The sequence below is a fragment of the Sphingobacterium phlebotomi genome, from assembly GCF_008180195.1.
Taxonomy (GTDB): domain Bacteria; phylum Bacteroidota; class Bacteroidia; order Sphingobacteriales; family Sphingobacteriaceae; genus Sphingobacterium; species Sphingobacterium phlebotomi.
In genome coordinates this window covers 96333-109734 of sequence record NZ_VTAV01000001.1, presented here as the reverse complement: position 1 = coordinate 109734, position 13402 = coordinate 96333, and the positions used below count along the sequence as shown (strand labels likewise).

At 40.8% G+C, this 13402-nt stretch carries 9 protein-coding genes; 2 read left to right on the top strand and 7 right to left on the bottom strand.

All coding sequences use genetic code 11. From position 1 onward, the window contains the following. Position 1 precedes the first annotated feature (1 nt). From FXV77_RS00420 to FXV77_RS00405, 4 genes are all read right to left on the bottom strand, one after another. A complete protein-coding gene (locus FXV77_RS00420) occupies positions 2-487 on the bottom strand; it encodes a DUF2271 domain-containing protein (RefSeq protein ID WP_148917255.1) in 486 nt (161 codons plus the stop codon). A gap of 24 nt (positions 488-511) precedes the next feature. After that, on the bottom strand, positions 512-2029 hold the full coding sequence (locus FXV77_RS00415; RefSeq protein WP_148917254.1) for an ankyrin repeat domain-containing protein: 1518 nt from the start codon (positions 2027-2029) through the stop codon (positions 512-514). A gap of 106 nt (positions 2030-2135) precedes the next feature. Beyond that, positions 2136-3575 (bottom strand): hypothetical protein, encoded by a 1440-nt coding sequence (locus FXV77_RS00410; protein ID WP_148917253.1) that lies wholly within the window; start codon positions 3573-3575, stop codon positions 2136-2138. Between the two features lie 33 nt (positions 3576-3608). Then, positions 3609-6044 carry a TonB-dependent receptor gene (locus FXV77_RS00405; protein ID WP_148917252.1) on the bottom strand — a complete coding sequence of 812 codons (2436 nt, stop codon included), beginning with the start codon at positions 6042-6044 and terminating at the stop codon, positions 3609-3611. Positions 6045-6308: 264 nt separating this feature from the next. Between FXV77_RS00405 and nagB the strand changes: the two genes are divergently transcribed. Continuing rightward, a complete protein-coding gene (nagB, locus tag FXV77_RS00400) occupies positions 6309-8231 on the top strand; it encodes a glucosamine-6-phosphate deaminase (RefSeq protein ID WP_148917251.1) in 1923 nt (640 codons plus the stop codon). 53 nt (positions 8232-8284) lie between these two features. Here nagB and FXV77_RS00395 read toward each other — a convergent pair whose 3' ends face one another. Further along, a complete protein-coding gene (locus tag FXV77_RS00395) occupies positions 8285-9172 on the bottom strand; it encodes a helix-turn-helix transcriptional regulator (RefSeq protein WP_187443957.1) in 888 nt (295 codons plus the stop codon). Between the two features lie 138 nt (positions 9173-9310). Next, positions 9311-10474 carry a methionine aminotransferase gene (locus FXV77_RS00390; RefSeq protein ID WP_148917249.1) on the bottom strand — a complete coding sequence of 388 codons (1164 nt, stop codon included), beginning with the start codon at positions 10472-10474 and terminating at the stop codon, positions 9311-9313. A gap of 63 nt (positions 10475-10537) precedes the next feature. Between FXV77_RS00390 and FXV77_RS00385 the strand changes: the two genes are divergently transcribed. Beyond that, positions 10538-11209, top strand: coding sequence for a peroxiredoxin family protein (locus FXV77_RS00385; RefSeq protein WP_246162122.1), 672 nt, complete (start codon positions 10538-10540; stop codon positions 11207-11209). A 26-nt stretch (positions 11210-11235) separates the two neighbouring features. Here FXV77_RS00385 and FXV77_RS00380 read toward each other — a convergent pair whose 3' ends face one another. Continuing rightward, complete coding sequence (locus FXV77_RS00380; RefSeq protein ID WP_222867672.1) at positions 11236-13401, bottom strand: glycoside hydrolase family 97 protein; 2166 nt, start codon at positions 13399-13401, stop codon at positions 11236-11238. Position 13402 lies beyond the last annotated feature (1 nt).

The window sequence follows — 13402 nt, the reverse complement described above, 5'->3', positions numbered from 1 at the left end:
TCTACTGAACTTTGCTTAGTTTCACAAAACGGATATATCCCATACCTTCCGTACGTTCTACCAATCCTTGAGGTGTTACGGCAAGCTCTACATCTTTTACGTGGTATTTTTGCTCTTCTACCGCCGACTCAAAGCGTAATTTATACCCTTTATTCAATTTGGAATCATCTATTTCGATGGTACGAACAGCACGGTCACCACCACCCACCGAGGCTCCGGTTACCGCACTAATTTTCTCTTTGGTCTTCGCTTGAAATTTATACCATTCCTTTAGCGTATTGAACCATTGCTTGTCTGGTCCAAGTACGGAAAGTGTTTTTTCATATTCGCCCTTTGGATTGATCAAGGAGATAATGACATAGGCTTTTTCCCCTTGGTAACTAACCATCTGGAGCATACATTTATATTTGCTTGTTTGGGCAAAAGACGAATTGGTTAATAGAAATAAACTACAGATTGCTACGATAAACTTTATGTATACTTTCATTCGGATAATTTTTCTTATAGTGTTCTATTTTAAGAAATCAATGGCAATGTTATTACTTTTCAAGAAGTCATTTTCTTGCGCCAGATCATAAGCCGTCTCGTCAAATTCTGTTTTCAAGTCTTTTTTTGCACCCAAAGCAACCAGCTCTTTTAGGATTTGGTCATCCTTCGCAATTAATGCCGCTTTATGCAAAGCCGTAGTGCCTTCGTTATCTTGTGCATTGATATCCGCACCCAGTTCAGCTGCTTTTTTGATAAGGGCATCGTTTTCTTTCGTAACAGCTAAATGGAATAACGAACTTCCGTTTCCTTGGGGAGCCGTTACATCAAGACCATTACTTTTCAAGATAGTCAACTTTTCGGCAAAATCATCTGTCTGTGGTTGACCTTGAGCTCCCCCCATAGGTCCGCCAGGTCTGCCTTCTCTGAATGAATTAAACCAATGATAAGCCAGATTATGGCCATCCTTATCCGTAACCTTGATATCTGCTCCGTTTTTCAATAATAAAGCTACGGTTTCTGCTGAACCCATGGCAACTGCTTTCGTCAATGCAGATTCACCCTTTACATTCACGGCATTGATGTCCGCCGTTTTAGTAATGAATGTTGTTACTAAGGCCGCATCTCTACCTCCGGCCGCATTGATCAGTACCGTATTACCTTCGTGATCTTTTTTATTTACATCCACTCCTTTTATCAGGAAATAGTCGATAACTTCGGCATTTGGTCGGCGTACCAATGTGTGCAAGATCGTGGCACCATCCTTCGGATTAATGGCTTTCGGATCTAATTTCAGTTCTTCCACTAAATACTGGTATGTTTCGATGCCATTTTGAGACATCCTGGAACCCTGTGTTGCAAAGAAAAGAGCCCGATTTGTAGGCTGTATTCCTTTAGCGATTAATTTTTGCATCAACGCCCTATTACCCAGCTTTGCGGCATAATCAGTAGCTGTACTTCCATATTCATCGGTATCATTGTATGACAGACCTTTAGATACAAAATAATCTGATTTAGAAAGATCGTTATCTGTGGAAACACCGAGTAATAACAATGATGCACCATCTTCAAATTTCTGCTTCGGATCTACGCCCGCTTTGAACAGTGCTTCCAAAACAGAAAAGTCATCGGTTGCGCTCACGGCAGCATTCTCGATAACAGCACGTCCATGGCTATCTTTTAGATGTATATCCGATCCTTTTTCAATGAGATAGGTAACCAAATCCGCATTTCCTCTTCCTGCTGCCCAATGTAAGTAGGAAGCACTATGGTGCGTCTTTTTTTCGACACCATTACCTTCTTGTTCCACCATAAACTTGATGGTTTCCAAAGGCGCACCATTAAGGATGGCTCTTGCTGTTGGATCCCAAGAAGCAGCATTGGGCTGCGACGGGCTATGACCTTTCGCGATTTCTGCTTTTACTTGTTCTATGGTCGGCTTTGATTTCCAAAAATCAGCATCCATCAAGGTATTGGTTTCACGTTGCTGTGCCGTAGCATATACGGATGTCAGTAAAAGTGATGCTAGAAATATTTTTTTCATTTGTATATAATTATATATGAGTGAAGGTTCTATTTAACGTGAAAATCAGGTAAGGTGGGAGGCCACCTTACCTGATCATTTTTGTAAAGAATTGTTATCAAGTTGCTTAATAAGCTCCTAAGTAGAAACTACCCGTTTGACCTTTTAATTTAATTCCTTTGGCAATTGTTTTATTTTTCCAATTGACAATATAGAGATTTCCATCTTTGCCATTAGGTGTCAACGGAACGTATACGTAATCTCCTGCGAGACCAATATTCTGGAATTGAGTAAGCGATCCTTGCAAAGCCTTACCACCATTCTGAGCCGCGGAAAGACCGGAGAAACCTACATCCGTTTGGTTTTCTGTAGCCAATTTTGTCGCTGTTTTAGCATTCAAATCTACAAGGGCAACATAGCCACCGGCAACACCTGTTTCGGTATACAAAACAATACCAATACCGTCTTTAATGTATCTCCACGCTCTGATACCGGTAAGATTACTTGTTCCCAAAGCTTGAGACAAATCAAATAAATAGGTATTGTCATAATCATTTGTGTTTTTGTCAATACGTAAAATGTGGGGATGACTTGTTGTATTAACGCCTGTTGATTGATAGATATGACCATCATCGCCTATATACTGCGTCATGGTACGATAGCTATTATTGCCATAATTACTTTGTGTAGACCAAATTAATTTCGGATTGGCTAACGAAGGATAATCAATTACTAAGGTAGCGGTACCTTTTATATTCCCTGCATCATTACCCCAACTCCAGGTCACCGCCTGTGTCTCTGAATTTACTGTTCTCACAAGATTTGTAGGATCTACCTTGCTAACAGCACATCCGATAAAGATTTTATTCCCACGTATTATCGGAACATCAAGACGTCCTACAGAATAACCAGCTTCTTTTTCAGCTTGGGTCAGAGGAAACTCAAATTCAGTGGTGTTGGGTACCCGCGGATCATCCAAGTCTATAATGGCTATACTTGCTGTCCCTCTTGTATACTCATACGTTTGTGTACCTGCTTCTGCTTTCTCCGGATCGATAGGAGCAGATGCTCCCGAAATATTTACGCCTACTCCAACTCCTTCAGCAGCTTTGACCCAACGAGGTGCTGCACCTAGGATACCCGAAACATTTAACTCTTCGTTTGTATCTTCAAAATTTTTGCCTCCTGATACTCGATATTTATTAAAGATACCTCCATTAGGACCTGTATATTGTATATTATACAAGAAGTTACCATTAATGGAACCCTGGACACGTGCAGTTCTTTGAGAACGTAAACTATATCCATCTGTCCATATATCAATTTCTTTTGAGTCATCACTTGCTTCTTCTAGTGTCAAAGCATATGCTAATGTTCCTCCATTGCCCGCCGTACCCTCGTCATCTGGAAACGCAGCTGTCAACGTGACATATTGTCTCGGACTATTATCCGGACCGGAAGCACCATCTGTATTATCACCTGGGCCATCATTCTTATCACAGGATACCATTGTACCTAGTACAATAGTAGAACCGAACAATAGGGACTTTAGTAATCTCTTTTTCATTATGTCTGTATATTAAAAATTATTATTAATTATTTATTTATTGAAATGGCTAAGCATATAATTCAATTTTAGATATACACCGCGTCCCGGCTTTTGGACACCAAAATTGTCATACACTTCCGCATTCGTTATATTTTTCAAATCCAAGCTGACCACTATCCGACCATTCGGCGTACGATAGCTTCCCCCTAAATCATGATAAAATTGAGTTGGGGTAGTAAACCACTTGTCCGAATCAATCCAAACTGTTTGAAAAGGCGCCACGTAGCCAGCGTTATAAAAAACATTGAAAGTTGATTTTCTCTGAATGAGATTGTCCATTCGATATTGCAAACTTGCGTTTAACATAAAGAAGGGTTCATTAGGTAATTGCCGATTATAAAAACGATGAGGTTGACCATTTTCATCAAACTCTACTTTCATTAAGGTGTTAAACCTGGAAAGGTTAACCAGCACATTCAGTTTATTATTATACACATAAATAGCCTCTGCTTCAAATCCTCTGGATTGGGTCCTTCCAAGATTAATATACCTTGATGTTTCTATGTTGGCATCACTTTCACGCCCTGCAATCACCGAATCGACAGCCTGCACGGCTATTTTATCGTAACCATTTCTCCAAAAAGCACTGGCATAAAGCGAAAGCCTATTTTTTTTCCCTTCTAAAGCTGTGTATCTAAAACCTAAATTATAATTGACATTTCGCTCAGGTTTCAAATCCAAATTTTCTACGATATTCGTTTCGGGGCTTCCAAAAATTTGCTCGTCTCTTGGAGAGATAAAAGAATTCTCGTTAGAAGCTATCACAAATAATTTGGGGATCACATTATAGGAAACGGTAATACCATATCCGGGATTGCTATTGGTCAGTGTGGTTACTTGTCCTGCATTATTATAATGATTTTGGTTAATCGTATATTTAGCCAGGAGATTTGTCCTCAACTTGTTACCTAGCGTCTGCGCTTCATAGTTAAATCCAAATATATTAGTCGAAGTATTGCGATCATTCCCTGAATTTAACACCGCACCGGGGTTGAGCAAATCCTCATCTTCCCGGCGTGTAGAATTCAAATTATGATTTAAGGATATACGATGTCCTTGCGCAATTGTATAGGATAGATTCGTACGCGCATTTATAATCTTTCGGTCTATGTTAGTAATAACCGCATCGCCTTGTTGTCCCTGACCGGGTCTTTTAACCCACGGAGTAAGCACACCGTTTCTAACGAAGGAAGCCGGTTGTCCATCCCAATTGTACATCGTTCTTGCTGTATCCTGGAGATAGGTACTTCTGTTGCTATAGACAGCGTTCACATTAAGCGCCAATCCTTCAATAAATAGATTTGCTTTATTATAATTTAAACTAAACACATGGGCCTGATATTCATTGAATCTTCCGACATAAGGCTGTGCCATAGTTGTTCCATGGGGAATGTCTTGGTAGGTATCTGATATATTATACCCTAAGAAAAACTGATCAGCCCATTTCACATCTGTAAAACCAAACTCAAAGCGTCCTCCAACAGATTTATACGTATTGTTAAATCGCTTGAACCTTTGATATCTTTTCAATTTTAATTCAGCATCTGTGATCATCGCAAACTTTCCCCACATCTCATAACTATTATCTGTGTAGGTATAAAAACCGGAAATTCTTGTTGTAAAACCCGATTTTTGATCTCTATACAAAGCTCCAATATCCGTCTGAAAAGTATTGAATGAACCATAGGACACTGCCGCTGTAACATTATTAGCCGAGGCATCTTTTTTCATGATGACATTGATCGCTCCTCCTACATAGTCTCCCGTCAAATGCGAAGGCAATACACCTTTGTAGACTTCTATTCGTTCAATCATCGCCGGCGGAATATTGTTTAGGTTAAAAGAAGATCCAAAGGTCGATATCGGTGTTCCATCCAGAAATATTCCGACAGCACTGCCCGAAATACCATTCAAATTGTACTCTATTTGCGAACCGATTCCACCGTTCTGCCGCACCCGTATCCCAACAGCGCGATCCAATAATTCGTTAGTGGTTAGGTTTCTAAGAGAAGCTTCTTTAGTTTCGATAACCGCAACCGCAAAACCACTCGTCTCCATATCTCTTTTTACAGTTTTGCGCTCTACCTCCACACCTTCCAACGTGATATCACCTGTTGCCAATACAGAAATAGAGAAATCCTGTGCTGGGTTATTCACTTTTAATCGAACAGTTTTAGATTGAATCTCGACAGAAGTTACTTGAATTTCATGATTTCCATAAGGCACATTGTTCAATGAATATAAACCATCTTTATCAGACATGCTACTGATGTTCGTTCCTTTTAGCCGTACAGAGACATGGCTGACTGGCTCTCCCGACTCTAAATGGATTTTTCCCTTTACTATACTTTGTTGTCCGAATGCAGTTATCGACAATAAGGTTAATAAACAGAATAATGTATATGATATGGATTCTCCTAACTTCATTTTAGAACTGGTCTAAATAATAATGCGGTGCAAATATAGAATAATTCTAAATAAGTAAATAACGTAATCGGAAAATAAATGTTCAAATTCGGAAAATGGAAATTTATATTATACCTTTTTAGATAAGGCACGTAATCAGACAACCGATTGCAGTCCCATTTATGCTTTTTTCTGCATGATTTTGCCTATTTTTTTCTATTTAGACCGGTTTTATTTTTAAATTTGTTATTCAGGTTGTGAACATTATAAATTATTCCTTATTCAATGGCAAGATTAAACTTATTGGAGGAAACTCGTTTTGAGCGTGTACCGGTCAAGGTATATGCTAATCAAGATGAGGCTTCTGTGGATGTTGCTAATCGTATAGCTAACATCATCAAAGAAAAGCAGGCAAAAGGCGAGACAGCAGTACTAGGTCTAGCTACGGGTGCTACGCCTGTTAAAGTGTATAAAGAACTGGTCCGTCTTCACAAAGAAGAGGGGCTAAGCTTTAAAAATGTTATCACATTCAATTTGGACGAGTATTACCCTATGAAACCTGATGCTCCCCAAAGTTATGTGACCTTTATGAACAAAAATTTGTTCGATCATATTGATGTTCCTAAAGAGAATATCAATATCCCCGATGGCACACTGCCAGAAGATGCTATACATGCCTATTGTGAAGCATATGAGCAAAAGATCTCCAATTTAGGAGGCATCGATATTCAGCTTCTTGGTATAGGTCGGACAGGGCATATCGGATTTAATGAACCAGGTTCAGCACCAAACTCCGGTACTCGTTTGGTTGTATTGGACGATCTAACTCGCCGCGACGCTTCGCGTGATTTCGGAGGTAAAGAAAACGTGCCAACCAAGGCGCTAACGATGGGGGTGGGAACAATCTTTAAAGCGAAAGAGATTGTACTCATGGCTTGGAATGAGAAAAAAGCGGAAATCGTAAAAAAAGCCGTAGAGGGTGAAATATCATCTGACATTCCGGCAACATATCTTCAGCTTTCCAGTTCAGTAGAATTTATATTGGATACGGACGCGGCCTCACAATTGACCCGGTTTGACTTACCTTGGCTAGCACATGAGGTAACATGGACGGATACATTGATAAAAAAAGCGGTTGTATGGTTATCATTGAAATTGGGTAAAGCCATTTTGAAGCTAACCGATGATGACTACAACAACAATGGTATGGCGCAATTGGTGACAGAGAAAGGCCCGGCATACAGCATCAACATCAAAATATTCAATGAATTGCAGCATACCATCACCGGTTGGCCTGGAGGAAAACCTGGTGTAGACGATACTAACCGACCAGAAAGAGCGGAACCAGGACGCAAAAATGTTATCCTGTTCTCTCCTCACCCCGATGACGATGTCATTTCTATGGGCGGAACATTCATCCGTTTAGCGGATCAAGGGCACAATGTGCATGTCGCTTATCAAACTTCAGGCAATACGGCCGTTTGGGACGATGATGTCTTGCGATACCTTGAGTTTGTTCAAGATTTTGCAGTCGCTGTTGATGACGACAACGGCGTTACGGCCAAAATCTACAACGAGGCGAAAGAGTTTTTCAAAACAAAGCAACCAAATCAGGTCGACCCCGAAATCATTCGTACAATTAAGGCGCTAATCCGAAAAGGAGAAGCAATCGCGGGAGCACGTTTTGTTGGGCTTCCAGACGGTAACATTCATTTCCAAGATTTACCTTTCTATGATCGCGGTAAGTTTTCTAAGGATGTTTCTTATGAAGACGATATCCAACAAACCATGGCATTGCTCCAAAAAGTAAAACCACATCAGGTATTTGCTGCCGGTGATTTTGCAGATCCGCATGGAACGCACAAGGTTTGTTTTGATATTCTTTTCGAAGCTTTAAGACGCCTGTCAAAAACAGATGAGTGGACAAAAGACTGCTGGTTATGGCTATATCGAGGAGCTTGGCACGAATATCCAATCCACGAAATTGAAATGGCGGTTCCACTTTCTCCACAGGAAGTGAAACGCAAGCGTCTTGCTATCTTCAAGCACCAATCGCAGAAAGATGTACCTGTATTTCCAGGCGATGACCCACGTGAATTCTGGGTACGTGCGGAAGATCGTACAAGTGAAACGGCAGAGCTATACCATAAACTAGGATTGGCAGATTACGAAGCTATCGAAGCCTTTGTAAGATGGAAATTTGATTAACTTATAAATTCGTGATTCGTGATTAGTTGTTAGAACAAGTCACGAATCGCGATTTACAAGCAACCAAAAACATGTTCCAACTCCATCAGGATCTCCGCTCCCTGTTGAAGCAGAAAGCTATATTTTAATGAGTTAGGAATAAAGCCAAAATGTTTTTTAAAAGCGGTAGTGAAATGGGTAGCATGCTTATATCCCGTCATTCGAGCGACATCTGATACCCGGTGGTTACCCGTGAGAATAAGCTTTTTAGCATATTCCATCTTTTTATCAGTAATATAACTCATCACCGTTTTGCCAAAATATTGCTTGAAATATTTTTTTAGATATTGCACATTCGTACCTACCTGTTTGGCCAGCTCTGGAATACTGTGATTCTTCGACAAGTCTTCTTCAATAATCTCTTTGACTAGTAAGATTTTTTCATAGTGGTCTTTCATCACAATTACCTGCTGTGTATTTTTGCTTTCTACCGCCAGTGATTCTATTTGATGAAATATAATTTCCAAGATAATCAACTCTGAACGCATCCTGTAAAGCAAATCCGTTTCTGACAACGAATTGAGCTGTTCGAATAAAAGGCGAAAACGCGTATCACTCTTCGTCACAAAACCTTTTGAAAATCTTCCAGAATCTTGTTGATATTTCTCATGAAAAAAGTAGAGGTTTTCCGGTGTAATCAATACGATCACTAGATGATTACATTCAGCCTCGCTTCGTATTTCAATAGTATCATGCGCATCGAGATAGTGAATAACATTGTGTCCTTCTGGTAAAATGCAAGATGTATGGGACAATGTGTAATGGACAGTTTGTGAACAATCATGGGAAAGGATGTTAATATAACACGTCTCTTCTGTTTGATAAGAAAACAGCGCACTCCCTTTAATATATTGATGCTGAAAAGCGTATTGTGTAAGCGTCAATGCACAACTATTCTCCATTTTATTTAGATTGATTCTATGCAGAGCAAATATACTTATATTTTTATTGTAGCCAAATCTGGGATTAACACAGAAATACATGACGTTAACCGGTGAGAGGCTTCTTATAAAAAAGCATATCGCAGCGCAGGAGTTTGTTTACAACTTCGTTAATATCGCTAAGGACTGATCCAATGTGTCATCATCCTTAGCAAAACAAATACGCAACAAATTCTGATCGAAAAAAGTGGAGTAAAATGCCGAAACCGGAACGGTAGCCACTTTAAACTGGCGAATCAGCTGTATCGCATAAGCTAACTCGGCAGCGTCACTGATCTGCGCATAATCTATCAATAGAAAATATGTTCCTTCACAGGGAATCCCCTTAAAACGGCTCGCTTTCAATCCGGTTAACATTAAATCCCGTTTTTTCTGAAAAAAGGCGTTCAATTCCAAATACGTACTTTTGTCTTTAATATAATCGGCAACGGCAAACTGTACAGGTGTATTTGAACTGAATACATTAAATTGATGTATCTTCCGAAACTCTTCTGTAAAATATTTAGGCGCTACCGCATAGCCCAATTTCCAACCAGTAGTATGCAAGAGCTTGCCAAAGGAAGCTACGACGAAGCTTCTTTCTCTGAGACGTGGAAATTGCAACACGGAGCAATGTTGTAAGCCATCATATACCATATGTTCATATACTTCATCGCTTAAAATGATGATGGAGGTATCTTTCACCAGCTTTTCCAACATCTCAAAATCCTGCTTTTTCCAGATTTTAGCCGAAGGGTTTGTTGGGTTATTTAAGATGATAAGCCTCGTCCTTTCCGAAATCCGTGATTTTACCTCAGCCCAATCGATGGAAAAATCAGGAGCCTTTAGCCTAATCGGAACAACATTTCCTCCGAAAAGCTCTACAGTTGGTTTATAAGAGTCATAAGCTGGTTCAAATATAATGGTCTCATCTCCTGGTTTGATGACCGTCCCTATGGCAGTAAACAAAGCTTGTGTACCTCCCGATGTGATCGTGATTTCATCGTTGGCATCTACATCAACAGCATAGAGCGAAGCTATTTTCTCGGCGATAGTTTCCCGTAGCACGAGAATGCCAGGCATGGGTGCGTATTGATTAAATCCTTTCCGCATATACTGTTCCACGAGAGAGATCAGACGTTCGGATACCGGATAATTCGGGAACCCTTGTGATAAATTAATGGCCTGATGTTGTTGCGCTAAAGTAGACATACGGGAGAATATACTAACCTCTGTTTTTGGAAGTTTAGAAGAAAATTTCACCGATTGAAAGGATTCTGTCATTTTGATGATTTAATTACCCTACTAAAATAATAGATTTTTATCTTTGAATTGTATATTTAACAAATGATGATGAGAAATTTAATTTTAACATGGCTGCTGGTTCTTCCCATCTTGCTTTTTGCTCAAACAAAAGAGGAGCTCATAGCGGAGGTAAAGGCAAATCCCTCCAGTGAGGAGACGCTAAAAACAATACAGCGGGTCGGTGGATACGATCCTGATTATAAAGAGCTACGGGAATTATTTAAAGGCCTAGATAAGACTGTACGTCGGTCGGCACAAGGCAAGCAATTTGATTATTACCTTAAACGTCTGGAAAATTCATCAGTAGGCAAAAAAGCTCCAGGCATCACCCAGCTTACTCCTGAAGGCGAACCTTTCTCCCTTTCGGATCTTCGAGGCAAGTATGTATTAATTGAGTTTTGGGCTTCTTGGTGTCCGGATTGCCGTAGAGAAAACCCCAACTTGGTTAAGACGTATGCTGAATTTAAGGATAAGAATTTTGAGATCCTAGGCGTTTCTTTTGATCGTAAACTTGATGATTGGGTTGCTGCTATTGAAAAAGAAAAGTTAACCTGGAAGCATATCTCTGATCTGCAATCGTGGCAGAATGCGGCAGGAACGCTATACGGGGTGCGCGCGATTCCACAGAATATCCTCGTCGACCCAAAGGGAATCGTCGTAGCACGTAATCTGCGCGGCGAAGAGCTGAACACGAAGCTACGAGAGCTTCTTTAAGGGCGCAATGAATGCGCGCCCTGGTTTTACCTCTCCACTTCCTCAATATGAATAGCGTATCCGCCACCAGGTACGCTTTTCAATTTTAATGTGGATTTGCTCGTTATTGTTTTCTTAGAAATGGTATATGCCTGCGGATTATCCTTATAATTTGCATCCTTTGCATCCGCATATATCGTCGCCAAGTATTTTTTTCCCGGATCCAGAAACCCGAAATCAAGCTTAGAAGTATGACCTTTTTCTCCCGCAACACTCCCCACAAACCAGGTGCTCGTTCCTTTTGCCTTACGTGCTACGGTCACGTATTCTCCGGGTTCCGCTTCTAAGTATATACTATTATCCCAGTCCAATGCGACATCTTTAATAAACTGGAACGCGTCCATAAACCGCTCATAGTTCTCCGGCAAATCCGCAGCCATTTGTAAAGGACTATACATCGTTACATATAGTGCTAGCTGATTGGCCAATGTGGCATTCACGTGGGATTGATTGTTCGGATTGATTTTTTTAATATCCATTTCAAAAATACCCGGTGTATAATCCATAGGGCCGCCCACTAACCTGGTAAAAGGAAGAACCGTGACATGATTTGGTTTATTGCCTCCAAATGCCTGGTATTCTGTTCCACGAGCAGATTCATTTCCAATAAGATTCGGCCAGGTGCGGCTCAATCCTGTTGGACGCACCGCTTCATGTGCATTAACCATAATTTTATATTTCGCAGCTTTCTCTAATGCATATTGATAATGGTTGTTAATCCATTGGCTATAATGATATTCGCCTCTCGGAATAATATTGCCTACATAACCACTTTTTACCGCATCATAGTCATTGTCATGCATAAACTGGTAGGCTTGATCTAAATGTCGTTCGTAATTGCGCACCGAACCGGATGTTTCATGGTGCATCATCACCTTTACATCTTTACTTTTCGCATACGCGCGTATTTCGTCTAAATCGAAGTCCGGATATGGGGTTACAAAATCAAATACGTAGTCTTTTGCATTTCCAAACCAATCTTCCCATCCGATATTCCACCCCTCTACCAACACGGCATCAAAACCATGTGTTGCCGCAAAATCGATATACCGCTTAACGTTTGCCGTCGTCGCGCCGTGTTTACCGTGCGGTTTTACGGTTGAATAATCTGTTTTTCCGATATGTACACTCGGCAAATCATACGTATACGACCATTCGCTTTTTCCGGTAATCATTTCCCACCATACACCTACGTATTTTGTCGGTTTAATCCACGAGGTATCATCAATCTTAGATGGCTCGTTCAGATTCAGCGTCAGGTTGGACGCCAAAATGTTCCGCGCGTCATCACTAACGATAATGGTTCTCCAGGGGCTATGAGCCGGTGTTTGCAGATTACCTTTCGTTCCGTTGGCATCCGGCGTTAACCAGGATTTAAAGACGAAATTCTCATCGTCCAAGTTCAGGTGCATACAGGCGAAATTCACCAATGCCGCTTCGTGGATATTGACATACAGACCGTCGTCTGTTTTCATCATCAACGATGTTTGCACACCGGTTGGAGAAAAAGGTGTCTGTGAAGCATTAGGTGTTATAGCTTCTTGCATTAATCCCCGAATTTCAGATAATCGCGACGTCGTATAGTCGTACTCCTGCGTGTCGTAATCTCCCGGAATCCAAAATGCTATATGGTCGCCCGTCATCGCAAATTCCGTTTCTTCCTCTTTAATTACCAAATAGGTCAAATCTGGTTGTTCCGGAAATTCGTAACGAAAGCCTATACCGTCATCGTATAAACGAAAGCGAACAAGCATTTTTCTTTTTGTTTCTTCCTGTTCCAATGTCACCGCCAATTCGTTGTAATAGTTACGGATATCTTTGGTCTCACCCCAAACAGGCTGCCAGGTTTCATCAAAAGATGACTCCTCTTGACCCACCAGTTTGAATCCGGTTGCTAGCGAACTGCTCTCAACCTCTTCTCCCCCATCTGTTTGTTCGCCAAATTCGGATTTTCGCGTATTCCCCGTCAAGCTGAATCCCAGGCGGCTAGGCTTCACGACCGCTTGCCCTTTATATTGCAGCGCATACGTCGGCACTCCCCCCTCCTCTATAGAGAACGTAAGCGATAATGCTCCCGACGGCGACTGCAGTTTTTGCGCCTGGCTCCATAAACTCACACAACAACACCCGATTATCCAAAACCATTTATTCATA

Excerpts from the sequence above, each read along its gene's own strand:
- FXV77_RS00380 (WP_222867672.1), bottom strand. The coding sequence starts at position 13,401 with ATGAATAAATGGTTTTGGATAATCGGGTGTTGTTGTGTGAGTTTATGG.
- FXV77_RS00395 (WP_187443957.1), bottom strand. The coding sequence starts at position 9,172 with ATGGAGAATAGTTGTGCATTGACGCTTACACAATACGCTTTTCAGCAT.
- nagB (WP_148917251.1), top strand. The coding sequence starts at position 6,309 with ATGGCAAGATTAAACTTATTGGAGGAAACTCGTTTTGAGCGTGTACCG.
- FXV77_RS00410 (WP_148917253.1), bottom strand. The coding sequence starts at position 3,575 with ATGAAAAAGAGATTACTAAAGTCCCTATTGTTCGGTTCTACTATTGTA.
- FXV77_RS00415 (WP_148917254.1), bottom strand. The coding sequence starts at position 2,029 with ATGAAAAAAATATTTCTAGCATCACTTTTACTGACATCCGTATATGCT.
- FXV77_RS00390 (WP_148917249.1), bottom strand. The coding sequence starts at position 10,474 with ATGACAGAATCCTTTCAATCGGTGAAATTTTCTTCTAAACTTCCAAAA.
- FXV77_RS00405 (WP_148917252.1), bottom strand. The coding sequence starts at position 6,044 with ATGAAGTTAGGAGAATCCATATCATATACATTATTCTGTTTATTAACC.
- FXV77_RS00420 (WP_148917255.1), bottom strand. The coding sequence starts at position 487 with ATGAAAGTATACATAAAGTTTATCGTAGCAATCTGTAGTTTATTTCTA.
- FXV77_RS00385 (WP_246162122.1), top strand. The coding sequence starts at position 10,538 with ATGATGATGAGAAATTTAATTTTAACATGGCTGCTGGTTCTTCCCATC.